We start from the raw sequence: 24205 nt of genomic DNA on the forward strand, positions 1-24205 counted from the left end.
ATAATTATCACTATACTTTTTCTACTCTAACTGCGCATTTTTTATAATCAGGTTCTTTGGATATAGGGCAAAAAGAATCTAATGTAAGATCATTAATAAGCATATTCTCATCAAAAAAGGGTACAAAAACCTGCAATGGTGTTGGTATACCTCGCTGATTTACAGAAGCAGGCATTATGATTTCACCACGACGTGTGATTAGTTTTACTTTGTCTCCATTTTTTATTTGTAAGCGTTCTGCATCTTTTGGATGTAGCTCTACATAGGCATTTGGCATGGCTTTATGTAGTACAGGAATTCTGCGAGTCATAGAGCCTGTATGCCAATGTTCTATAACCCGACCCGTATTTAACCAAAACGGATATTCGTTATCTGGCTCTTCTGGTGCGGGTTCATAAGGACGTTGCCAGATGACTGCTCTTCCATCAGGTTTTCCATAAAAATGAAAGTCTTCATTATTAGAACATGCTGGATCGTATTTGGCATTAAATCGCCATTGTGTTGATTTTCCATTTACATAAGGCCAAATGGCTCCAGGCTGAGATTTCAGGACTTCTAATGGTGCCATTCCATGTTTATCTCCTTCATGGAACTGTCTATATTCATTATAGATTTCTTCTACATGATTTTCTTCACTATATGGAAATAAATCTCCAAATCCCATTCGTTTAGCAACTTCAATAGTCATCCATGCATCTGGAGTCGTTTCTCCAGGTCCTTCCACCATTTTATCCCAATGTTGTGTTCTGCGTTCTGAGTTTCCGTACAAACCAGATTTTTCGATGTGCCAAGAAGCTGGTAATATTACATCTGCAACATCTGATGTTGGGGTAGGAAACACATCCGATACGACTACAAAACAAGAGTCCTTTTCCATTCCTGGTCGGTATCGACTTGTTTTAGGTAAAGAAACTAAAGGATTGGTTACTTGTGTCCAAATAAATTTTATTTCTCCACGATCTACAGCTCTAAACATTTCTGTAGCGTGGTATGTTGGTTTTGATGGGATACGCTCGTAAGGAACTTTCCAAATTTTGGCAGCTAAACGTCTATGCTTTTCATTGGTTACTACTCCTTTTGGAAGTTTGTGAGTAAACGTTCCCACCTCTCGTGCGGTACCACATGCAGAAGGTTGCCCTGTTAAAGAAAATGGTCCGTTACCGGGTTGCGATATTTTACCTGTTAATAAATGAATGTTATATACCAAATTATTCATCCATGTACCCCGGGTATGTTGATTGATCCCCATACACCAATAGGAGACTACTTTTTTATTTGGATCTCCAAAATATGCGGCCATATATTTTATATCTTTAACCGACACTCCTGATATTTTTTCTACTTTTTCAGGGGTGTAGTCTTCTAAGAATTTTTTATATGCCTTAAAATCAATTTTTTCGGGTTTATCTTTAAACTTGTAATTGTCTTCTAAACCATAACCCATATTGGTAAGCCCTTTGTTAAAGCTACAATGCTTTTCTACAAAAGATGTATTTACCCATCCATTTTTTATAATCTCATAACATATAGCATTGGCTACTGCCAAATCACTTTGTGGTTTAAAAAGGATGGACTTATCGGCAGCCATACTAGTACGGGTTGTTCTTGTTGCAAAGTCAATAATTTTTGCTCCTCTTCTGTTTTTTTGTTCTAGCATTCTGGAAAACAACACAGGGTGCATTTCTGCCATGTTGTTACCCCAAAGAACAAAAACATCTGCATGATCTATATCTTCATAGCATCCCATAGGTTCATCTGCTCCAAATGATGTTAAAAACCCTGTTACTGCACTTGCCATGCATAATCGTGCATTACAATCCAAGTTATTGGTTCCTATAGCTCCTTTCATGAATTTGGAGGCTACATACCCTTCTGGAATAGTAGATTGTCCAGAGGTGTACATTGCTACAGCATCTTTACCATGTTTTTCAATGGTTTCTTTCATCTTGCTAGCTACCAGATCTAAGGCTTCCTGTATTGGTGTTTGCACATAAGTGCCATTTTTTTTAACCAAAGCATGTGTTAATCTATCTTTTGCTTGCAAACACATGATTTGATGGTATCCTTTTACACAAAGTAGTCCTTTGTTAACTGTAGATTTAGGATCTCCTTTTACTGCTACCGCTTTTCCGTTTTCTGTTCCAACTAAAACACCACATCCTACACCACAAAATCTACAAGGTGCTTTTGTCCAGTTTATATCTCCATCGGGTAATCCTTTTTCTTGTTCATCGGCAAACAATATCCCAGGAAACATAGTTGCAGCTGCTGTCATTGCAGATAGCATAGCCATTTTTTTTATGAATTTTCTTCTATTGGTGAGAGAGGTGTACATAATCCTAGTTTTTTTGTGGCGTATTAAATCCAGAAACCATAGCAAGCAGTTTAAGGCTTTTTAGAGCTTCTAATTTTTCTTTCAGAATTTCTTCTTCTGTATTGCTTTCTGTTTCTGTGATCAGTATAAGTAAATCTTTATTTTGAGCTGGCATCACTTCACATTGATCTATCCTAGATAATGCTTGTACAAGCTCATTTTTTTTACCATTATGTGGATGGGCTAAATAACTTTTGATTGGCATATGACTTTCGATTTACGGATTGGTTGTAAATAGTGTTGGTTTAATAGTTACCATAATCCACCCCCAATTGTTGGTGTTACCGTCGGAGTTGTTTTTCAATATTTCCATCCCATCTGAAGCAAATAGATGAGAATATCCAGCTTTGATATTTATGTCTTTTTGCAAATTGTAGGAATACACCAGATCTATCTCTGTCCCTAATTGTTTAGAGTTATCCCTTGGCATATCTGCTGCTGCCATAAAATTATGAGCTGCTATATTTAGGGAAGATTTAGGATTAAACTTGATATTAGTTTTTATATAAAGATCTATAAGCCCTAAATTACCAACATGATTTCCTACATAAAAATAATCCATTAACCCATTAAACTTGTGGTTAGTACCATAAAAAGGTGTAAAAGCATCATTGTTTCCATTAGCAGGTGCTCCATTATCATTACCACTTTGTAATTCTCCTCCCAGTGTTGCTTTCCATTGTTCAGATATTTTATAATTAGTTTCTAAGCTTAGTAAATATGCGCTCAAATCATTGTTGTTAACATCACTCCCAAATTGATAAAAGAGGTTGGATATAAGGTCAAATTTTTCTTTTTTATATTTTAAATGTGCTCCTGTAGTTTGACTATATCGGGTTTCATCATTATCAGGATTAGTGGTATCTGTAAACTGTAATCCATTATTTAGAAAAAGAAAACTTCCTGAAAAATTTTTCCAGTCTTTGTGTAGCCATACATATTGAATACTTTTATACGTATTAGGTGTTGTTAAGGTAGTTCCTGTTAGGGCTTCCTCATTTTGGTTGAATGCAAAACCGAGATCAAATTTAAAACTTTCTTTCGTGTATTTTATAAGTGCCGCATCGTGGCTTCTGGCTTGTTGTGCCCAACCTACATTTCCAAAAATACGATGGTCGTCATACATAATTTCTTGACGCCCTAATTTTAATGATATATCAGGGTTGAAAAGTATTTCCCCCCAAGCTTGATGAACGCTAAAACCATTTTTATCTGTGGTATTAAGTTGTGGTACATCCCCCCATACTCTAACGTCTTGCATGCTTACATAAAAGTTTAACTTCTCCATTGTGTACCCAGCATTTAATCTTGTACGTTGGGATACAAATGCTGCTGGATCTGCGTCGTCTGGAAAAAGGGTTTTAAACCCATGTCGATACTCAAATCGAGGACGTACTTCTGCGTCAATTTTTAATTGAGCATGGATGTTCGTAAAAAATAATATAAAGAAAGTAAGAATGCTAATTTTAATAAGTTTCATGTAAATATTTGATTATGGATAAACTATATATATATTATTGATATTTTTTTATTCGATTTTAAATGAAGATATAAAATGTAACAGTTATCATTACTCTTCAATCCAGTTTAGAAAAAAGCATGTGCTTTTGTTAAAAGGAACGAAAAACCTATTTTTAGTACTCTGATATACGTATAAAATTATTTCTTAAAGAAGACATAAAACATGACATTTGTCATAAAACATTTATAAGGATTCGATCTAAATAAGAATGTTTTTTATCTTCTTTTTTATAACGAGGTTATATCATAATAATGATTATATATTATAGATAGAGATTCATTCAGATATGAATGATTTGATAAAGATTGTTAATTTACGCTATATCGAATATTAATATTCCAATTATAATCCGACGAAAGTTCGTAAGTTATAGTGCATTTAAGCCCTGTTAAGGGAATATATTCTATAAACTCTATTTTATCTGGTCTAATTAGATATCCACCCCAATTACTGGGTTTTGGAATACTTTGGTTTTTAAATTTGGTTTCATAATGCTCTAATTGATCATCTAGTACTTTTCGCGAAGAGACTACTTCACTTTGATTAGATGCCCAGGCACTTAGTTTGCTGCCTTCTGGGCGAGACTCAAAATATCCTTCGGATAAATTTTTTGCAATCTTTTCTGCTTTTCCAGAGATTAAAACTTCGCGTTTGGCTACAGCCCAGTTAAATAAGATAGAAACCTTATTGTTTTGTGCAATTGCTTTTCCTTTTTCGCTATTATAATTTGTAAAAAAAATATAACCTTCCCAGGTAAAACGTTTTAATAGTACTATTCTGCTTTTAGGAAAACCATCCACGCCGATAGTAGAAAACAACATTGCATTGACTTCGATTTCAGGATATGTTTTATCTACTTCGTAAAACCATTGTTGAAAAAGTTGCATTGGGTTATGCTCTTGAGAAGAATCTAGTATCATTTTTATGTTATTTTTTTACCAGCCCAATTAGTGAGTATAGTAACGTATGCGGCAATAGTAATAGAGCTTAAGGGCATTAATATAGCGGCTATAACAGGAGAGAGTTGCCCAGTAACTGCAAAATATAATCCTATACAGTTATATAAAAAGGACACTACAAAACTTGATTTAATAATGGCTATTGCTTGCTTGGATACTTGTAGGTACTTAGGGATCATATTAAATTTTGTAGCATCCAAAATGGCATCACAAGCAGGAGAAAACACATTTACATTTTCTGAAATTGCGATACCAACGTTGCTTTGTGCCAATGCTCCTGCATCATTTAATCCATCTCCAATCATCACTACTTTTTGATTGTTTTTTTGTAATGAAGAGATGTAGTTTAGCTTGTCATCTGGTTTTTGATTAAAAAGTAAAGATGTATTTTGTGGTAGTATTTGTTTTAAGTGTTTTTTTTCTCCTTCGTTATCTCCTGATAAAATGGCAAGTTTATGATCTTTGGATAATTGCTTAAATATTTTTTGAACACCTTTTCTATATTGATTATGAAAAACGTAGCGCCCTTTGTATTCTTGATTTGTACTAATATAAACAGATGTATCTATGGTTTCATAATCTTTGTCGTTTCCTGCAAAACTTGCAGACCCTATTTTTATAGAAGTTTCTTGTAGTTTTCCTTCAATTCCTTTACCTACATATTCTTGATATTCATCTAATGTTAAAATATCATGCTCATCTAGTATGTTATACAGAGTTCTACTAAGAGGGTGATTGGATGCACGTAACGTATTTTTAAGAAGAGATTCCTCCTCTGGTGTTAATTTCATTCCTTCGTAGCTCACATCATTGGTAATAGTAGTGGTAATAGTCCCCGTTTTATCAAAAATCATAGTATCTGCCATAGCAAATTGTTCTATAACATCTGCATTTTTAAGATAGAATTTAGTTTTCCCAAATATGCGAAGAATGTTACCCAGAGCAAAAGGTCTTGCTAGAGCAAGTGCACAAGGACAGGCAATAATAAGTACCGCGGTAAATACTTGAGCGGCTTTTGAAGAATCTGTGAATAACCAAAATGTGGTTGCAAGTATTGCTATACATAGAATGGTGATAGTGAAATATTTACTAACATTATCTGTTAGATTGGTAAAAGAAGCAGATTTATCTTGATTAAACACATCGTTACTCCATAATTGCGTAAGATAACTTTGTTCCACAGATTTTAATACTTCAATTTCGATAGCTCCATACAGTTGTTTGCCTCCTGCAAAAAGAGTATCTCCAGATTGTTTGGTTACCGATTCACTCTCGCCAGTTACAAAACTATAATCGATTTGTGCATTACCATCGATAAGGATAGCATCTACAGGAATCAATTCATTGTTTCGTATTAATAACCGATCTCCTTTTTTGATGTCATATACTTGTATGTTTTCTTCTTTTCTTTTGTTTTTTTGTTTTGCAGTAGAAATTCTGGTAACTGCAATAGGAAAATAAGATTTATAATCCCTTTCAAAAGATAAAAACGAATAGGTTTTTTGTTGAAAAAATTTTCCTAATAGAAGAAAGAATACTAATCCGGTAAGGCTGTCAAAAAAACCGGTTCCCCAATCGAAAATGATTTCGGCAGTACTTCTTACAAAAAGCACCAAAATCCCTAGTGCAATAGGAACATCAATATTTAATATTTTGGATCGTAATCCTTTAAAGGCAGAAATAAAATAGTCTAAAGAAGCATAAAATACCACTGGCAATGAAAAAGCAAACATTAACCATCTAAAAAGAGGTTTGTATTGCTCTAGCCAGTACTCGGATACTTCAAAATATTCTGGAAAGGATAAGAACATTACATTACCAAATGCAAATCCTGAAATACCGAGTTTATAAATCAAACTTCGGTTAATTTGTTTTTTACCAGCTGTATAATCATCCAGACTAATATATGGTTCGTAACCTATAGAATTTAGTAAGATCACTAACTCTTTAAGGGATATAAGATTACTATTAAAAGTAATACGTATATTTTTTTTAGGAAAATTAACTTGCGAAGCAGTAATTGCTGGTTGTAACTTATGTAGGTTTTCTAAAATCCAAATACAAGAACTACAATGTATATGCGGGATATATAATGTGATGATTTGTGTATTACCATCATCAAACTCTATTAATTTTTTAGTAATATCAGGAGTATCGAGATACTCGTATTTTCCTTTAATCTCTTCAGGAATAGCCCCAGGAGAGGATTGCAGATCATAATAACAGGATAAATCATTAGACGAAAAAATATCATATACAGTTTTGCATCCATTACAGCAGAATATTTTTTGATCAAACTGGATTACTGTTTTATTACAATCATTCCCACAGTGATAACAAGTAGACTCTGACATACAATTTATTTGCTACAAATTTTAAAAAGCAGGACTGGATATTCTATGATAAATATCATACTTCGGCAACTGATATAAGTCATAGTTTTTGCTTTTATGGTTCTTTATTTTTGAGTAGTATCCAAAAAAGAGAATAATGAGAAAAATAGTGATTCCTACAGATTTTTCAGAGAATGCAATGAATGCCTTACGATATGCCGCAGAGCTATTTAAATATGAACATGCAGATTTATTTATTGTACATGCGTATGCCGATGAGGTATATGATCATAATACTTTGGTTTCTAGGAGTATTTTTGAAGAGCTAAAAGAAACAACTCATAAAAACTCGGACCTTGCTCTAGAGAAAATACGTTCTACTATACAAAAGATATCCCCAAATCCTAGACATACCTATACCATAGTATCCAGATTCGGAAGCTTGATTGACGAGGTTAATGATTTGGTAGATAAAGAAAATATAGATATTCTGGTAATGGGAACAAGAGGAAGTACGGATAATAGAAAACTTACTTTTGGCAGCAATACATTACAGGTTTTAAAGTATGTAAAATGCCCTTTGCTAGCTATCCCAAGTGATTGCACTTATAATCGCCCCGAAAGAGTTTTGTTTCCTACCAACTATTTATTACCTTTTAAACGAAGAGAATTAAAATTGCTGAGCACATTAACTAAAAGCTTTAGATCTGTTATTCATTTTCTTTATGTTTCTAGTAGCAAAAACCTATCTATTAGACAAGAAGATAATAAAGACTTCTTAAAAAAATCATTACCTGATGTAGAGTTAAATTTTCATATAGAAGATGCTGAAGATCTTACCACTGCAATTAATGAGTTTATTGAAAAAAAATCGATAGGTTTTTTAGTCATGGTAAACTCCAGACATTCTTATTTAGAAAGTATTTTATACCAATCTACTATAGATAAAATAGGACTTCATATTAAGATTCCTTTTTTGGCTATGCAGAACTTACAACGATCTTAAAAAAAAAAAAAGAGTTTTCGAATACTTAAAAATTAAAGTACAATGAAACATATATTATTGCCTACCGATTTTTCTGATAATGCATTTAATGCAATACAATATGCAATGCATTTTTTTAAAGAAGATATAGTTACTTTTTATTTGCTGAATACATTTACACCCGTCTCGTATCATACAGGATATCTTATCGAAAATCCAACGCCTTATGGTATGGAGGATATAGCCATGATAAATTCGAATCGGGATATAGAACGAACAGAAGAAAAAGTAAAAGAAAAATTTAAAAACCCCAAACATAGTTTTGTACGATTATCTGCATTTAACACCTTGATTGGAGAGATAAAAGAAGTAGTAGAAAAATATGATATAGATCTTATAATTATGGGAACTAAAGGGGCTACTGGAGCTAAAGAAGTTTTTATAGGAACGCACACTATGTATACTATTAAAAAGGTAAACTGCCCAGTTATTGCAGTTCCTGCTAATTTTGAATTTGAAAAACCCAAAGATGTTTTATTTCCTACAGATTATAATCTTAATCCGAAAAACAAGTACTTACCTTTAGTAAAGACGATATGTGACAAACATATAAGCAAACTACATATTTTAAATGCATATTACGGAGTAGCTCTAGATGCCAACCAACAAAGAACAAAGAGTAATTTAGATATGTATTTTAAAGATAATGCTCATGTTTTTCATATAGCAGAAGGAATGGATGTATTAGAGGCAGTAGAAGATTTTCAAAAACAACATAAGATTAATTTATTGGTTATGATACATAACAAACATTCTTTTTTTGAAAACCTATTATTTACACCAGTGATTAATAAGGTAGCTTATCATACCAATATTCCGTTTTTAGTGATTCCAGAAGATACTACTACAGTACACGAATAGAAACATGAGGATTATCATAGTATCCTTGATATTTTGGGGATAGTTTTATGGCTTAATGTATTAAAACCAAAAACAATGAAAAGAATACTTGTTCCTACAGATTTTTCTACAAATGCCTATTGTGCACTTTTTTATGCAACACAATTGTTTCAAAATCAACCCTGTAAATTCTATATTTTGAATACTTTTAAGGTAGAAACCTCTGTTCTAACCAGTAGGCTTAATACTAGTAAAGGAGATAAAATATATCGCGAATTAAGTGCCGATTCTCAAGAAAAACTTACCAAAACAATGCACTCTATAACCAGAGACGCTAAAGACTCGCAACATTCTTTTGAAATCATATCAATTTCTAAAGAACTTATAGAAACTATTGATAAAACCATTAATAGTTTACAAATAGATCTTGTAGTAATGGGGACTAAAGGTGCTAGCGGAGTTAAAGAAATTTTTATGGGAAGCAATACCGTAAAGGTTATTCAAAAAATAAAAAACTGTTCCATTTTGGCAGTACCAGATCAGATGGGTTTTAAAACACTTAACGAAATTGCTTTTGCAACAGATTTTAAATGTTTTTATACTACAGAATCCTTAAAACCTCTTTTGGATATAGTTACTGCATTTGCTTGTAATATAAGGATAATCCATATTCATGAAGAAGAAAAATTAAATGAAATACAAGAACATAACCTTAACAATCTTAAAGAAAAATTGACCGACTTTAATTATTGTTTGCATTGGATTTCTGGATTTACTAAAAAAGAAAAACACATACAGGAATTTATAGAGCAAATGGATATAGATATGTTATGTATGTCACAGTATAAACATGGTTTTATTGAGAGTATTACACACGAACCAGTAATCAAGAAAATAGGTTTTAGAGCTACTGTTCCATTTTTGGTTATTCCTGAGGTGAGCTGATAATTATCATAGTTTTAGGAGGGTTGTTCCTATATATTTATACTATTAATTGTAAAATTGTAAAGACTTAAGTGATGAAAAAAAAGATTTTATTACCCACAGATTTTTCTAGAAACGCGTGGAATGCTATAACATATGCAATAGAATTATACAAAAATGAAACCTGTGATTTTTATGTACTTAATGTATTTAATGCAAGAGGCTACGCTATAGAAAGTATGATGGTTCCAGAGCCAGGAGAAAAGCTATATGAGGAAGCGAAAGAAAAATCAGAGATGGGGTTAGGTAAAATAATGGAAAGACTAACTTTTAGAGATGATAACCCAAATCATAAGTTTTTTATGGTATCTGAGTTTAATGGAATGCTAGAAGCAATAAAAGACATTGTTGAGAAACAAGACATCGAGATGATCATTATGGGAACTAAGGGGACTACCAATACCAATGATTTAATTTATGGTAGTAATACTGTCTTAATTATGGAAAAAGTAAGAAACTGTCCCGTAATGGCAATTCCAGAAGATGCAACTTATAACGAGCCTAAAGAAATCGTGTTTCCTACCGATTACAGAACTTATTTTAAACGTAGGGAACTTCAATATTTGATAGAAATAGCAAGAATGACTAATGCTGCTATACGAGTTCTTTATGTTGCCAAAGATGACACTTTAGATGAGGAACAAGAAAACAATAAAAAACTATTAAAAGAATCTCTGGGGGACTTACAATATACTTTTCATACACTTCATAATGTAGATGTAAAAGGAGGAGTAAGTAGTTTTGTAGAAAGTAGAGAAAGTGACATGGTTACTTTTGTAAATAGAAAACATAGTTTTTTAGAAAGTATATTTTCAAAACCAATGGCAAAAAGTCTGGGGCAACGATCCAAAGTGCCCGTATTAGCATTACATGATTTAACGAACTAAGAGAACAGATATGCAGTAAGTAGTTCTATGCGCTGTTAGGATTGCTTATTGGATATGCTGTATAAAATAGTTTTAAGGCTGTTTTCTGTTTTTCAGAAATTCCCCTTGTAAAAATTCATAATATATTTTCAGAAACATACCTATAGGAGCTTATTCTTAGGTTATGAACTATAAACAGACTTCATGCAAAATCAGGATTTTGAGATTATAAAATCTACAGGAGAAAAAGTTAAATTTTCTCTTCAAAAACTTCGTGGATCTTTACAACGTAGCGGAGCAGATACTAAAGATATAGAGTATATTTTGAATATCGTTAGAGACGAATTATATCAAGGTATTTCTACCAAAGAGATTTATAATCGGGCGTTTGCTTTACTTAAAAAGAAAAAATCCGTATTTGCATCAAAATATAAACTCAAAAAAGCAATTTATGAGCTTGGACCAACAGGTTTTCCTTTTGAGCATTTTGTAGCAGCAGTATTAAAATACTCGGGTTATGAGGTTACAGTAGGGCAAGTTATAAAAGGGAATTGCGTCTCTCATGAAGTAGATGTAATAGCTCGCAAAAATGGAGATTATCTGGTTGTAGAATGTAAGTTTCATAGCGAAGAAGGGCGTAATTGCAATGTAAAAGTTCCTTTATATATTCATTCTCGATATCAGGACATTAAAAAACAGCATCAAAACAATAAAGAAAAAGAACCTAATGAAGGATGGGTGGTAACCAATACCCGTTTTACTACAGATGCAATTCAATACGGTACGTGCATAGGGTTGTATTTACTAAGTTGGGATTATCCCAAAAACAACGGTCTTAAAGACAGGATCGATAGATTAAGACTTTATCCAATAACAGTTTCTACACTTCTTACCAACCGAGAAAAACACTTTTTATTAAGTAGAGATGTTGTGCTTTGTAAGCAATTACTGGGAGACGTTTTTTATCTGGATCATTTGGGTGTTTCAGAACAAAGAAAACAAAAAATTTTAAATGAAATAAGCATGCTTTGCAATGTGTAAAATAGAAAGATATGCCAACAATTAAAATTCATTTTTTGGGCGCAGCAGGCACCGTAACAGGATCCAAGTTTTATATAGAAACTCCACAAAAAAACATACTAATCGATTGTGGAATGTTTCAGGGAGTTAAAGAGCTGCGAGAGTTAAACTGGAAAGATTTGCCTATCGATGCTAGCGCAATTGATAGCATACTCCTTACACATGGGCATTTAGATCACACTGGCTACCTACCAAGATTAGTTAAACAAGGGTTTGTTGGAGATATAATAGCGACTGCTCCAACATTGGCAATAACTGAAATCATCCTTAAAGATAGTGCGAAAATACATGAAGAAGAGGCTGAAAGAGCTAATAAAGAAGGGTACTCTAAACATCATCCAGCACTACCTTTTTATACCAAAAAGGATGTAGAAAAAACGCTTCAATATTTTAAAAGCCAAGATAAAGATAGCTGGGTTTCATTAACCAAAGATATTCAATTTAGATTTAGATATAATGGCCATATTATAGGAGCTACTTTTATTGAATTAAATGTATACGGAAAAATTTTAGTATTCTCGGGAGATATAGGAAGAGTAAAAGATGTACTTCTATATCCACCTCAAAAACCAGATTGGGCAGATTTTCTTTTTATAGAAAGTACCTATGGTAACAAATTACATCCAGAAGAAGATGTAGAAGAAAAATTGATTACCCTAATCAAAGAAACCTTATATAATAAAGGAACATTAATTATCCCCTCGTTTGCGGTAGAAAGGTTACAGACGTTGATGTATATATTGTGGAAATTATATCAAAAAAATAAAATTCCTAATGTACCCGTTTATGTAGATAGTCCTATGGGCAACAATGTGCTTTCTGTTTTTGAGAGTTTTTCGGATTGGCATAAAATACCACAAAAGGAATATTATGCCATCTGTGACCATATTAATATTGTAACTTCTTATAAAGAAACTTGGGAGGTAATAGATAAACCACATCCCAAAATTGTTATTGCTGGCAGTGGTATGGTTACAGGAGGAAGAGTTCTTACGTATTTAAAACAATGTATAGATACTATAAACACATCTGTTTTACTGGTAGGTTATCAGGCAGAAGGAACAAGAGGCAGGCAATTGCAAGAGGGAGCCCATGAAATAAAATTATTCGGAAAATATTATCCTGTAAAAGCAAAAATACATCAAATAGAAAGCCTGTCTGCTCATGCAGATCAACAAGAACTATTAGATTGGATGGGTACTATTAAAAATATTCCCGAAAAAGTATTCTTAATACATGGCGAGGCAACCGCAGCAGATGCATTGCGCGTAAAAATACAAGATACCTACTCCTGGGAAGTTAATATCCCCAAGCTACACGAAATTGTAGAGATCATAGTTTAGTTGATCTCAGTTCGGGGTGTTTTTAATCTATTTTACCCATTATTGTATCTCTTTGAGTGATCTCTGTAGGAGTAACAAAAGTATTTGTAATTAAGTTTCTGATTTTCAAATATTTAATATTATTATTTAGAATGAATATACCAAACTGGAAAACGCCCCGTGTTTTACGGGACGTTTTCCAGTGCTACTGGATGTGGTGCCGTAAAACACGGGGCGACTCCAGTTGAACTGGATATCCTGTCGTAAAATACAGCAAGTCATCCCGTTTAACTGGAGACTCATCACACTTTAGGAGGTGTTTTTATGTTGATTTTATATACCCTCTTGCCTTTTTTCTATTATCATTTTCACTTTTTGGGGGTATTTTTTTGTTATCTAAATTTTTTGATAGAGAAAAAAGGCTAAAAAAAGGGTTTTATATAGATTTAGTGTAGAAGTTTCTATTTTATCGATATCATACTAAATGCTCTATATCGTCATAGAAAACAGCATTGTTTCTGGTTTATTACGCTGTAATCTTAAATCAAAAGCCATACAAATATTTCGAACAAAAGGACGGCCTTTTTCTGTAACCTGTATATAGTTATCATTTATTATTAATAACCCATCTTTTTCTAGCTCCTTAATATTTTGTAATACCTCTGGTAATTCTTTAAAATATAATTCGTCTTGTTCCCAATCGGTTTTAAAATGGCACATTAAGTTCAAAATATGTTGCCTTATAATTTCATCTTCTTTAGTCAGTATATGTCCTCTATACACAGGTATAATACCTTCTCGTACTAGGTGTTGGTATTCTTCAATATTTTTAACATTTTGAGCAAAACCATACCAGCTATCACTAATTGCAGATACTCCTAACCCTATCATCATGTGTGTTTTGGATGCTGTATATCCCATAAAGTTACGATGTAGGGTTTGGTTTTGCATAGATTGATACAGGGTATCGTTTTGCAATGCAAAATGATCCATCCCAATTTCTACATATCCTGCTTTTGATAATAGTTTTTTTCCTATTTCATATTGTTTTCTTTTCTGCTCTGCAGTTGGCAAATCCGAATCTAAAAAACCTCGTTGCCCATTACCTTTTTGCCATGGTACATGTGCATAGCTATAAAACGCCAGGCGATCTGGTTTTAATTCTTTTGTTTTTTCGATAGTATCTCGTACTGCTTTTTCTGTTTGAAAAGGTAATCCAAAAATAATATCATGCCCAACAGATGTATATCCAATTTCTCGTGCGGTATTTGTAACATATTTTACGTTCTCGAACGGTTGTATTCTATGAATTGCTTTTTGAACAATAGGGTCATAATCTTGTACTCCAAAACTTACTCTTCTAAAACCTACATTATAAAGAGCTTGTAAATGTTCTTTTGTAGTGTTATTAGGATGTCCCTCAAAACTTAATTCACAATCTTGTGCTTGTTCTACTCCTAAAAAAATACCATTAATTAGGTAATCTAAATTTTTGGGAGAAAAAAAAGTGGGTGTTCCTCCTCCTAGATGCAGCTCTTTTATCTTAGGCTTGGTTTCAAAAAGATTAAGGTATAATTGCCATTCTTTTAAGAGTGTTTTTATATAAGGTGTTTCTACCTCATGTCGTTTTGTAATACGTTTATTACATCCGCAAAAAGTACACATACTCTCACAAAAAGGTAAATGAATATATAGGCTTATACCTTCGTCATCATTACTTTGTATAAAGGATCGTTTTACTGAGGTTGTCCAGTTTTTTAAAGAAAATGTGTTTATATCCCAATAAGGTACTGTAGGATAACTTGTATATCGTGGTCCTGGAATATTATATTTATCGATTAAATTGTCGTACATTTTTAATGGTTTTTTGAACTATTCATTATTACCAAACCTGCAATTAATAGATAAGGTTAAATTTTTCTATATCTTAACTCAAACTCATACAGTAATATCACTCATGCAATACTAGAAAAGGAATATCGGTATGATAACTTATTTTTTCTACAATAGGATGAAATAAAATACGCTGAAAAAAATTGAGATTTTTGGCCACCATAGTGATCACTTCGATATTTCTACTTTCTACAAAACACTGTACTGCCTCTTCTATATTTGGGTTGGAAAGAAAATGAAAACTATGTTCTATTTTGCCTAGAGAATCATCTAGAAAATCTTTATTCTTTTTTTGCGAACCAGTTAATTCTTGTTCTTTTTTTGCAATATGCAGTACTCGTAAGGATGCTTTGTTTGAGTCTAGAATATCTGTAATCGTATTTAGAACTCTACTTTTATAAAGCATGTTATAGTCTGTAGGAAATGCTATTTCTTTTGGTTTTCTATAGCTTGCTTTTTCGGGAATAACTAATACTGGGCATTTTACTTTAGTGATTACATCGCCAGTATTACTACCTATAGTTTTTCCTTGGATTCCTGAGGCTCCTTTGGTTCCCATTACAATAAAATCTATTGCCTTTTGTTCTACTTGTTTTCTAACTGCATCTACAAAAAACATATACTCATTAGTAGTAAAAAAACGATGTTTTGTATTAAGGGGTAATTTTTCTATTTTTTTAAGCAAGATCTGCATTTGCTTAGTAGTACTATTGGCTGTATTTTTTATAATTATTTCTTCAGATTCATAAAAAGAGTTGTCTTCAACCATTTCTTCGAAAGGAGAGACATGTAAAAAATAAAAATTACAATGCGCCTTTTTAAAAAAGGACAATGCATATATAATAGCATTCCATGAATTTTCAGAAAAATCTGTAGGAATCAGGATGTTTTTCATCTTTAATACTTTCTAATACAACAAATGTATCAGGATGTATTCATGAAAAGTATGATAAAAATCAGTTTAGATATTTTTATGTCTTTATTCTACTACCTGAAGACCAGATAAGTCTAAAATTTTTATATTACGTCCTTCTATATCTATCAGACCATCTTTTTTAAAACTGGATAAAGTACGTATCAAACTTTCGGTAGCAATTCCTGCTACGCTGGCAAGATCATTTCTGGATATTTTTATGCAATCTTCTGGTTTTTTATTAAGTACTTCTGCAAACTGAATTATGGTTTGAGCTGTCTTTTTACGTACCGAACTATATGCCATTTGTAATAATTGTTCTTTAATCTCAGAAAGATTATGAGTAAGTAACTCCATTAATTCTAAAGATATATTTTTACTTTTTTCTAATATATCTTTAAGGTTTGTTTTTGATATTCCTGCTAACTCTGCATTTTCGACAGCGGTAGCCGACTCTAAATACGGAGTATTATCTATAAAAGAGGTAAACCCTACAAAATCATCTGCTTTATACAATGCGGTAATTAATTCTTTACCGCTTTCATCCATTTTATGGCTTTTAACTACTCCTTTTAGGATAAGATATATACAGTTAGAATGTTCTCCTTCTTTATAAATTGTCTCTCCTTTTTTAAATGTAGAAACTTCGCCATGATCATCAAAAAAATTCTTAAGTTCATGTATACTTCGAATACCACTATCCTCTATCGTTTTTTCTGTAAAGGTTTCTTTTTCAACAATTCTTGAGATTATAGTAGCTTTAGCAAGGCGACTCTCTATAGCGCTTAACAGTTCTTCTTCTTCAAAAGGTTTGGTGAGATAATCATCTGCTCCCAAATCCATTCCTTTTCGAATTTCTTTATGTTCTGTTTTTGCAGACAAAAATATAAAGGGAATATGATTGGTCTTTATATCACACGATAATGCCTCTAATACTCCATACCCATCGATTTCGGGCATCATAATATCGCATAAAATGATATCTGGTTTTTCTTCTTTTGCTTTAAAAATGCCTAATTTGCCATTTGGTGAGGTAATAACCTTGTAATTAGAAAGCTCTAAGAGTTCTGCTGTATTTTCTCTAAGTGCTGTATCATCTTCGATCAAAAGAATAGTCTTCATTATTTTTGGGTATTCGTTATAGGTACTGTAACAATAAAGGTAGAACCTTTATTTTCTTTACTTGTAAAAGTAATACTCCCCCCAAGGTTTTCCAAATGACTTTTTACTATGTTTAAGCCAATACCTGTACCTTGGTCTAACAATGCGTTTTCTGCTCTAAAATATCTTTTAAAGATAAAATGTTGTTCTTTTTCTGGAATCCCTCTGCCTTGGTCGATGATCTTTACAGTAAGAATACTATCTTTATAATCTACCTGCAAATCTATAGTAGTATGTTCTGCAGAATACTTAATTGCATTATTAATTAGATTAGATAATACAAGTTCTAAAATCTTTTCATCAAACTCTATTACATAATCATCTATATTTTTAGGATAATTTATACGCTGCCCATCTTTAAGTAACATATTAGCATCATAAACTACCTCGTTAATGACTTTACTTAATGGAAATTGACTAAACTTATAAGTTACCTTACCAGTCTCTAAACGCTCTATAGATAAAAAATCGTTAAGAATATTATCCAAATATTTGACTTTATTTTTGATGGTCCCCAGGTGTTTCTCTCTCTTTTCTTGTTGCTCTGTTTGGGTATATTTCCCTGCAAGTGTTGCAGAGGTAAGAATACCACTTAAAGGGGTTTTAAACTCGTGCGAAACGAGAGATAAAAATTTTGTTTTTAACTCACTAAGGTCTCTTTCTTTTTTTAAAGATTCGTTTGTTCTCGCTTCTGCTTCCATACGAAGGCTTACTTCCTCTTTTAATTCTTGTATGGTATGGTGCAACTTTTTTGTACGATCCTCTATTTTTTGCTCTAGTCTAGCATTTAAATCCTGTATTTGTTTTTCTTGCTCTTTACGAAATGTAATATCAATAACCAAAGCCATTACATAGTTATGACCATAAATTGTAAATGGATTTAAACCAGCTTCTACAGGAAAAACAGTTCCATCTTTTCGAATTCCAAAAAGATCACGACCTTTTCCCATATTTCGTTTTTCGCTATGGTTTACAAACCCCTTAAAATGGCTTTCATGCTTGTGATGGTACTTTTGAGGAATAAGAATATTTAAATGTTTTCCTGTTAATTCATCTTTTTCATATCCAAAAATAGTGTTGGCAGATCCATTGGTAGCAACTACAACCTGATCTTCATTTACTACAATAATACCTTCTGAAATGGCCTCAGAAAGTAACTTGAAAATATTATTCTCTTTTTCGAAAACTTTCATTGTCCAAAAATAAGGATTTTGATTTGTTAACACGACTGATAAATATCATAAAAAACCTCGGCATAGCTACCTAAATTTATCCTAAATAAACTATAAATTATTGCACGATGAGCACTTCAAAAAATATAGAAATAGAATTTTATCAAAATCTAGGCAAGTTATTTTATGCAATTGCAGCTTCGGATAAAGTAGTTCGGAAATCTGAATACGATTCTTTACGAAAAATTGTGAAATCAGAATGGTTAAAAACAGGGACTATGGAAGACGGTTTTGGTGTAAATGCTTCCTACCAAATAGAAATTGTTTTTGATTGGTTGGACTATGAAGAAGAGTTAAATGCGGAAGAATGTTTTAAGGAATTTGAAGCATATTATAAAAAAAATACATCCAGCTTTACAGATAGCCTAAAGAATCTAATTTGGAATACTGTCAATACCATTGCAGATTCTTTTTCGGGAAAAAATAAATCCGAATTAATGATGTTAGGACGATTAAAACTAATTTTTGAAAAACAGTAGTGAATTCTACATACGTATTATGGAGTTTATTGATTATTATAAAGTATTAGACATTTCTAAAAAGGCTTCGCCAGAGGATATCAAAAAAGCATATCGAAAATTAGCGCGAAAATATCATCCTGATCTTAATCCTAATGATAAAACAGCAGAACAAAAATTTAAAGATATTAACGAGGCTAATGAGGTTTTAAGTAATCCCGAAAATCGAAAAAAATACGATCAATACGGAAAAGACTGGAAACATGCCGAAGAATTTGAGAAAGCGAAACAATCACAACAACAATATAAAAGACCTAATGACCAACAACAACATAAGGATTTCTCAGAAAGTGATTTCTCAGACTTTTTCGAAAATATGTTTGGTTCCTCTGGCAGGAGTTATAAAAGTAATCAAGTAAAATATAGAGGCGAAGATTATAATGCAGAGTTACATCTAAACCTACTAGATGTGTACACAACAAGCAAAAAAACTCTTACTATCAATAACAAGAACATTAGAATTACTATTCCTGCAGGAGTGGAGAACGGACAAACCATAAAAATAAAAAATCATGGAGGTCCCGGATTAGGAGGCGGACCAAATGGAGATTTATACCTTACCTTTATTATAGATAATAATACTCCCTTTAAAAGAGATAAAAGCAATTTATATATAAACAAAAACATTGATATATATACTGCAATTTTGGGAGGAGAAATTACTATAGATACTCTGGATGGAAAAGTAAAACTAAACGTAAAACCAGAAACCCAAAATGGTACTAAAGTAAAACTAAAAGGAAAAGGATTTCCTATATATAAAAAGGAAGGAGCTTTTGGAGATCTTTACATTACGTATACTATTGAAATTCCTAAAAATCTTTCTTCAAAACAAAAAGAATTATTTAGAGAACTATCTAAACTTTAAATACACAAGCAATGACTAAAAATAATCTTATACCAGTGATAGAATTTTGTAATAATCATGAAATAGAATTTTCATTTATTGATTCTTTGCACGAATTTGGATTAATTGAAACCATTATTGAGCAAGACACTATTTTTTTAAATTCCGAAGAATTACCGAAACTTGAGCAAATTTTACTTTTTAATAAAGAGCTAGAAATTAATCTTGAAGGTATAGAGGTGATTATACGCTTATTAGAAAGGGTTCAAAAAATTCAACACGAAATGAATATTTTAAAAAACAGATTAGGTTTATATGAGAGCTTGTAAACAATCCCTATTCGCTTTTTTAAATGATCATTATCATATTTTTTGATTTTTTTCCAGTCTATTTTTATACCTACTAAAAATAAATATATGAAAACCCTAATTACCTGTTTTATATTAATAAGTTTTATTTCTTGTAAAAAAGAAATCTCTCCTAAACAATCTTTAGAACAAAAAGAAACAGAGTCCAAACAAATTACAAAAGAAGAAGCTACAGACAGCACCTCTTTTTTTTCTGAAGAAAATCTGGAATTGAGTCAAGAAAAAACCAAGTCTATCAAAAAACAACGATTAATAAAAGCCGAAGATCATAAAACTCAATTGCAAGAATTAGTTATTTCTAAAAGCTTTCTAAAAGATGAAGATTTATATATTCTGGATTATCGATACCCTTATCTTAATGAAAAAATAGATTCTAATTATGCTGTTTTTAATGATTTTATTACAGAAAATTACCTGAATATTGAAAAAACCGAAAATCAAATTCTTGAAGATAAAGAGTTACTATGTGATACTTTAAAAATTAATAGACTTAGAGATAAAAGAATTATTGATTACAAAATTTATAGTGCAAAGAACGATTTTATAAGTGTTGTATTATACAAAGAAAACTATTATTCGGGTATGCTACACTCTACTTACTTGTTTGATTGTGTAAATTTTGATCTTAAAAAACATGATTTTATTTACTTTGATGATTTCTTTGAAACAGGATCAGAAGATGAAGTATTTACAACCATAAACACTATCATAATGCAAGGTATTGACTCTGGAGAATTATTTTATGATTGTTGGGAGCTATCCGAAGGAGATTTTAAAGCCTATAAAAACAATTTTGTAATAAACGACAATACCGTAGAGTTCTATTTTGATGATTGTATTATTTGTCCTTCATACACAGGAACCTACTCTATTGAGATTCCTATTAAAGACATTACACACCTTATTAAAAAACATAATGATAAACCAAAAATAAGTTAATCTATTTAAAACAAAGCTTTAGTATAAACTCACAATCGTATTTCTGAAAAATAATTTGATATAGATATAACACTTATAGATATTAAAATCTCTTAATTTAGTACTCTAAATAATATCTAGTATTCTTAAAAACATATATACATGAAAAATAGTTTTAGCAATATCATCGATTCAGAAAAACCAGTTTTAGTAGATTTTTTTGCAGAATGGTGCGGTCCTTGTAAAACGCTTGCTCCTATTTTAAAACAAGTTAAAGACGAATTGGGAGACTCTATTAAAGTTATAAAAATAGATGTAGATAAAAATCAACCTTTGGCAGCAAAATATCAGGTTCGAGGAGTACCTACAATGATTTTATTTAAAGAAGGAGAACAACTTTGGAGACAATCTGGAGTATTGCAAAAAAATGAAATTATAAATATTATAAAGTCGCATCATTAGTATGTCTTTTGCTAAATATATAGACCATACACTACTAAAACCCAATGCAAGTGTTAATGATATAAAAAAACTATGTGCAGAGGCAAAATACTACACCTTCTGTGCGGTTTGTATCAATGGTTATTATGTAAATCTGGCAGCTAACGAATTAAGAAACACCACTATTAAAACTGCCGCGGTAATAGGGTTCCCTCTAGGAGCTATGTCTTCTAAAACAAAGATTTATGAAGCCCAGCAATGTATAGAAAATGGTGCTGATGAAATTGATATGGTTCTTAATATTGGATTACTAAAATCTGGATATTATAAAATCGTAGAAGATGAAATAAAAAACATCAAAAAAATTATCGAAAAAAATACTCTAAAAGTAATTTTTGAAAACTGTTACCTTACCGATCAAGAAAAGAAAATTGCTTGTCAATTATCTGTAAATGCTGGCGCAGATTTTATAAAAACATCTACAGGTTTTGGAACCAATGGTGCTACTTTAGAGGATATAAAACTTATGAAAGGCGAAGTGAAAAATAATGTGCAAATAAAAGCTTCTGGCGGAATTAGAGATTCAGAAACCGCTAAGCAATATATCGATTTAGGGGTTTCTAGAATAGGTACCTCATCTGGGATTGCCATAGTTACTTCTGAATAAAAATTAATACGGAGCAAGTTTACCAGGTACGCCTCCCGAAAATATATTTTGTTTTTGAGACAAGCCTCGGAAAATTAAACTCCACAATGTGGATTAAATGAGTATACATATTGCCGCTAAAAAAGGAGAGATTGCAGAAACAGTATTACTCCCTGGGGATCCTATTCGAGCCAAATGGATTGCAGAAACTTTTTTTGATAATCCGATTTGTTATACCAAAATTAGAGGAATGCTTGGCTATACCGGCAGCTATAAAGGTAAACCTGTATCTGTACAAGGAACAGGAATGGGAATCCCATCTGCTCTAATTTATTGTCATGAACTTATTAAGGATTATGATGCTAAAAATTTAATTAGAGTAGGTTCTGCGGGATCTTATCAAAAGGATATTAATCTAAGAGATATTGTTATAGCTATGGCAGCTTCTTCTACCTCTAACATTAATAATACCAGGTTTCTAAATTCAGATTATGCTCCTACAGCAAACTTTGAGCTGTTTATGAAAGCAATACAATATTCAAAAGATAATAACATCCCTATTAAAGCTGGGAATATTTTATCTTCAGATCAATTCTACGAAGATGATCCCTATTCCTATAAACAATGGGCAGAATTTGGTGTGCTTTGTGTAGAAATGGAAACCGCAGGATTATATACTATTGCGGCAAAATATAGTATTAAAGCTCTTTCTATTTTAACCATATCAGATTCGTTAGTTACAAAAGAAAAAATATCTTCAAAAGAAAGAGAATCTTCCTTTAGTACAATGATCGAAATCGCCTTAGGAACTCTATAATACGATTTACGGATGAGAATTGCGTATAAATAATTGCAAAGGTTTTTGGCTAGATTGATGAATCAAATTAAAGAATAGCCATAGCTATTGTTTCATTTTATGAAGAAAATATAGTAGAAAAAGAATGCGATTATATACGAGATTTTTATTCGTAAATCGTATAAAAGGCACTTTCGATAATATAACATTAAAAACTTCACAAGGGTATTAAATTTAATACCCTTGTGAAGTTTTACGGACATCTGTTTAACTTTGAAACACAGGTCTGGTTATATCTTAAATGTAATCACTGGTCTATTTGCATGATTTGCAATATCCTCTCCTATACTTCCATTAAAGAAATGTGCCAACCCTCGTCGACCATGCGTAGGGATTGCTATACAATCTGCCTTTATCTTTTTACTATAATTAAAAACGCCACTTTCTACACTATAATCATTATAACTGACAACCTTGTCATACATTTCAAGACTTCCTTCATCTGCTTTAAAAAGAAATTCTTTTACTCTTTCTTCTATCTGGTCAGAGCTTCTAAATTGCTCTCCTGGTAGATTAACGTATAATAAGTGCATGTTAGCATTTAACGAGTTAAATAATTGTTTTGCATTGTGATATGCTCTAATATTCTCAATCTTGAAATCACTAGCAAAAACTACCTTATCTATCGTAAAATCATCTACTGGGTTTTTTATTACTAACACAGGAATATCTGACGTTCGCACTACTTTTTCTGTATTAGAACCTATAAATACCTCTTCTCTTAATCCACTAATCCCATGGGATCCCATAATAATAATATCTGCATCATTTTTATGAGCTACCTCATTAATTTCGCTAAAAACCTTATAGTTCTGTACCGTTTCGGTAACCTGAATTCCTTTTAAATATTCTTTATCCAAAAAAGTATTAAACCTTTTTTCAGCAAGTCTCATATAATACATTGCTTCATTTGCTTCTTGACTTTCATCTTTTATTAATACAGCTTCGGATAACCCCAGCATATGCAATACTATAATTTCGGCTTTTTGTCTTTTAGCTAATATTGCAGCTGCTTGTAATGCATATTCTGAGTGTTCGGAAAAATCTATTGGTACAAGAATTTTTTTCATGTTTAACTGTTTTTATA

At 31.8% G+C, this 24205-nt stretch carries 23 protein-coding genes; 13 read left to right on the forward strand and 10 right to left on the reverse strand.

Translation table 11 applies throughout. From position 1 onward, the window contains the following. Positions 1–10: 10 nt before the first annotated feature. From H527_RS0109915 to H527_RS0109935, 5 genes are all read right to left on the reverse strand, one after another. Complete coding sequence (locus H527_RS0109915; protein ID WP_027412572.1) at positions 11–2335, reverse strand: molybdopterin-dependent oxidoreductase; 2325 nt, start codon at positions 2333–2335, stop codon at positions 11–13. A gap of 4 nt (positions 2336–2339) precedes the next feature. Further along, positions 2340–2579, reverse strand: coding sequence for a hypothetical protein (locus H527_RS0109920; RefSeq protein WP_027412573.1), 240 nt, complete (start codon positions 2577–2579; stop codon positions 2340–2342). Between the two features lie 12 nt (positions 2580–2591). Continuing rightward, positions 2592–3854, reverse strand: a complete 1263-nt coding sequence (locus tag H527_RS0109925; RefSeq protein WP_035087793.1) for an alginate export family protein — start codon at positions 3852–3854, stop codon at positions 2592–2594. 350 nt (positions 3855–4204) lie between these two features. Next, a complete protein-coding gene (gene pdxH / locus H527_RS21800; protein ID WP_051316713.1) occupies positions 4205–4816 on the reverse strand; it encodes a pyridoxamine 5'-phosphate oxidase in 612 nt (203 codons plus the stop codon). A 2-nt stretch (positions 4817–4818) separates the two neighbouring features. Continuing rightward, positions 4819–7209, reverse strand: coding sequence for a heavy metal translocating P-type ATPase (locus tag H527_RS0109935; protein WP_027412575.1), 2391 nt, complete (start codon positions 7207–7209; stop codon positions 4819–4821). A gap of 136 nt (positions 7210–7345) precedes the next feature. Between H527_RS0109935 and H527_RS0109940 the strand changes: the two genes are divergently transcribed. From H527_RS0109940 to H527_RS0109965, 6 genes are all read left to right on the forward strand, one after another. Continuing rightward, complete coding sequence (locus H527_RS0109940; protein WP_027412576.1) at positions 7346–8194, forward strand: universal stress protein; 849 nt, start codon at positions 7346–7348, stop codon at positions 8192–8194. A 42-nt stretch (positions 8195–8236) separates the two neighbouring features. Then, a complete protein-coding gene (locus H527_RS0109945; protein WP_027412577.1) occupies positions 8237–9094 on the forward strand; it encodes a universal stress protein in 858 nt (285 codons plus the stop codon). Between the two features lie 75 nt (positions 9095–9169). Continuing rightward, positions 9170–10018 (forward strand): universal stress protein, encoded by an 849-nt coding sequence (locus H527_RS0109950; protein WP_027412578.1) that lies wholly within the window; start codon positions 9170–9172, stop codon positions 10016–10018. A gap of 74 nt (positions 10019–10092) precedes the next feature. Next, positions 10093–10944, forward strand: a complete 852-nt coding sequence (locus tag H527_RS0109955) for a universal stress protein (RefSeq protein WP_027412579.1) — start codon at positions 10093–10095, stop codon at positions 10942–10944. 183 nt (positions 10945–11127) lie between these two features. After that, entirely contained in the window at positions 11128–11964 is an 837-nt protein-coding gene (locus H527_RS0109960; RefSeq protein ID WP_027412580.1) for a restriction endonuclease, read from the forward strand. A gap of 11 nt (positions 11965–11975) precedes the next feature. Further along, positions 11976–13346, forward strand: coding sequence for an MBL fold metallo-hydrolase RNA specificity domain-containing protein (locus H527_RS0109965; RefSeq protein ID WP_027412581.1), 1371 nt, complete (start codon positions 11976–11978; stop codon positions 13344–13346). Between the two features lie 468 nt (positions 13347–13814). Here H527_RS0109965 and hemN read toward each other — a convergent pair whose 3' ends face one another. The 4 genes from hemN to H527_RS0109985 form a co-directional block, all read right to left on the reverse strand. Then, positions 13815–15179: an oxygen-independent coproporphyrinogen III oxidase gene (gene hemN, locus H527_RS0109970; RefSeq protein ID WP_027412582.1), complete on the reverse strand. Its 1365-nt coding sequence runs from the start codon at positions 15177–15179 to the stop codon at positions 13815–13817. A gap of 97 nt (positions 15180–15276) precedes the next feature. Beyond that, a complete protein-coding gene (locus H527_RS0109975) occupies positions 15277–16113 on the reverse strand; it encodes a universal stress protein (protein ID WP_027412583.1) in 837 nt (278 codons plus the stop codon). Between the two features lie 84 nt (positions 16114–16197). After that, positions 16198–17253, reverse strand: coding sequence for a response regulator (locus tag H527_RS0109980; RefSeq protein WP_027412584.1), 1056 nt, complete (start codon positions 17251–17253; stop codon positions 16198–16200). Beyond that, positions 17253–18485 (reverse strand): PAS domain-containing sensor histidine kinase, encoded by a 1233-nt coding sequence (locus tag H527_RS0109985; protein ID WP_027412585.1) that lies wholly within the window; start codon positions 18483–18485, stop codon positions 17253–17255. The genes H527_RS0109980 and H527_RS0109985 overlap by 1 nt, the downstream gene beginning before the upstream one ends. A gap of 107 nt (positions 18486–18592) precedes the next feature. Here H527_RS0109985 and H527_RS0109990 point away from each other — a divergent pair, with 107 nt between their 5' ends. The 7 genes from H527_RS0109990 to deoD all read left to right on the forward strand — a co-directional run bounded on the left by H527_RS0109990 (position 18593) and on the right by deoD (position 23079). Further along, on the forward strand, positions 18593–19003 hold the full coding sequence (locus tag H527_RS0109990; RefSeq protein ID WP_027412586.1) for a hypothetical protein: 411 nt from the start codon (positions 18593–18595) through the stop codon (positions 19001–19003). 19 nt (positions 19004–19022) lie between these two features. Then, positions 19023–19910: a DnaJ C-terminal domain-containing protein gene (locus H527_RS0109995; protein ID WP_027412587.1), complete on the forward strand. Its 888-nt coding sequence runs from the start codon at positions 19023–19025 to the stop codon at positions 19908–19910. A gap of 11 nt (positions 19911–19921) precedes the next feature. After that, entirely contained in the window at positions 19922–20218 is a 297-nt protein-coding gene (locus H527_RS0110000) for a chaperone modulator CbpM (RefSeq protein WP_027412588.1), read from the forward strand. Between the two features lie 87 nt (positions 20219–20305). After that, positions 20306–21196 (forward strand): RsiV family protein, encoded by an 891-nt coding sequence (locus H527_RS0110005; protein ID WP_027412589.1) that lies wholly within the window; start codon positions 20306–20308, stop codon positions 21194–21196. A 141-nt stretch (positions 21197–21337) separates the two neighbouring features. After that, a complete protein-coding gene (gene trxA / locus H527_RS0110010; RefSeq protein WP_027412590.1) occupies positions 21338–21637 on the forward strand; it encodes a thioredoxin in 300 nt (99 codons plus the stop codon). A 1-nt stretch (position 21638) separates the two neighbouring features. Next, complete coding sequence (deoC, locus tag H527_RS0110015) at positions 21639–22283, forward strand: deoxyribose-phosphate aldolase (protein WP_027412591.1); 645 nt, start codon at positions 21639–21641, stop codon at positions 22281–22283. A gap of 97 nt (positions 22284–22380) precedes the next feature. Next, on the forward strand, positions 22381–23079 hold the full coding sequence (deoD, locus tag H527_RS0110020; protein ID WP_027412592.1) for a purine-nucleoside phosphorylase: 699 nt from the start codon (positions 22381–22383) through the stop codon (positions 23077–23079). Positions 23080–23348: 269 nt separating this feature from the next. Here deoD and H527_RS0110025 read toward each other — a convergent pair whose 3' ends face one another. Continuing rightward, a complete protein-coding gene (locus tag H527_RS0110025) occupies positions 23349–24188 on the reverse strand; it encodes a universal stress protein (protein ID WP_027412593.1) in 840 nt (279 codons plus the stop codon). Between the last annotated feature and the right edge of the window lie 17 nt (positions 24189–24205).

This window comes from Aquimarina muelleri DSM 19832 (assembly GCF_000430665.1).
Taxonomy (GTDB): Bacteria; Bacteroidota; Bacteroidia; order Flavobacteriales; family Flavobacteriaceae; genus Aquimarina; species Aquimarina muelleri.

Bases quoted from the DNA above. Each gene is read 5' to 3' on its own strand.
- H527_RS0109915 (WP_027412572.1), bottom strand. From the start codon at position 2,335: ATGTACACCTCTCTCACCAATAGAAGAAAATTCATAAAAAAAATGGCT.
- H527_RS0109920 (WP_027412573.1), bottom strand. From the start codon at position 2,579: ATGCCAATCAAAAGTTATTTAGCCCATCCACATAATGGTAAAAAAAAT.
- H527_RS0109925 (WP_035087793.1), bottom strand. From the start codon at position 3,854: ATGAAACTTATTAAAATTAGCATTCTTACTTTCTTTATATTATTTTTT.
- pdxH (WP_051316713.1), bottom strand. From the start codon at position 4,816: ATGATACTAGATTCTTCTCAAGAGCATAACCCAATGCAACTTTTTCAA.
- H527_RS0109935 (WP_027412575.1), bottom strand. From the start codon at position 7,209: ATGTCAGAGTCTACTTGTTATCACTGTGGGAATGATTGTAATAAAACA.
- H527_RS0109940 (WP_027412576.1), top strand. From the start codon at position 7,346: ATGAGAAAAATAGTGATTCCTACAGATTTTTCAGAGAATGCAATGAAT.
- H527_RS0109945 (WP_027412577.1), top strand. From the start codon at position 8,237: ATGAAACATATATTATTGCCTACCGATTTTTCTGATAATGCATTTAAT.
- H527_RS0109950 (WP_027412578.1), top strand. From the start codon at position 9,170: ATGAAAAGAATACTTGTTCCTACAGATTTTTCTACAAATGCCTATTGT.
- H527_RS0109955 (WP_027412579.1), top strand. From the start codon at position 10,093: ATGAAAAAAAAGATTTTATTACCCACAGATTTTTCTAGAAACGCGTGG.
- H527_RS0109960 (WP_027412580.1), top strand. From the start codon at position 11,128: ATGCAAAATCAGGATTTTGAGATTATAAAATCTACAGGAGAAAAAGTT.
- H527_RS0109965 (WP_027412581.1), top strand. From the start codon at position 11,976: ATGCCAACAATTAAAATTCATTTTTTGGGCGCAGCAGGCACCGTAACA.
- hemN (WP_027412582.1), bottom strand. From the start codon at position 15,179: ATGTACGACAATTTAATCGATAAATATAATATTCCAGGACCACGATAT.
- H527_RS0109975 (WP_027412583.1), bottom strand. From the start codon at position 16,113: ATGAAAAACATCCTGATTCCTACAGATTTTTCTGAAAATTCATGGAAT.
- H527_RS0109980 (WP_027412584.1), bottom strand. From the start codon at position 17,253: ATGAAGACTATTCTTTTGATCGAAGATGATACAGCACTTAGAGAAAAT.
- H527_RS0109985 (WP_027412585.1), bottom strand. From the start codon at position 18,485: ATGAAAGTTTTCGAAAAAGAGAATAATATTTTCAAGTTACTTTCTGAG.
- H527_RS0109990 (WP_027412586.1), top strand. From the start codon at position 18,593: ATGAGCACTTCAAAAAATATAGAAATAGAATTTTATCAAAATCTAGGC.
- H527_RS0109995 (WP_027412587.1), top strand. From the start codon at position 19,023: ATGGAGTTTATTGATTATTATAAAGTATTAGACATTTCTAAAAAGGCT.
- H527_RS0110000 (WP_027412588.1), top strand. From the start codon at position 19,922: ATGACTAAAAATAATCTTATACCAGTGATAGAATTTTGTAATAATCAT.
- H527_RS0110005 (WP_027412589.1), top strand. From the start codon at position 20,306: ATGAAAACCCTAATTACCTGTTTTATATTAATAAGTTTTATTTCTTGT.
- trxA (WP_027412590.1), top strand. From the start codon at position 21,338: ATGAAAAATAGTTTTAGCAATATCATCGATTCAGAAAAACCAGTTTTA.
- deoC (WP_027412591.1), top strand. From the start codon at position 21,639: ATGTCTTTTGCTAAATATATAGACCATACACTACTAAAACCCAATGCA.
- deoD (WP_027412592.1), top strand. From the start codon at position 22,381: ATGAGTATACATATTGCCGCTAAAAAAGGAGAGATTGCAGAAACAGTA.
- H527_RS0110025 (WP_027412593.1), bottom strand. From the start codon at position 24,188: ATGAAAAAAATTCTTGTACCAATAGATTTTTCCGAACACTCAGAATAT.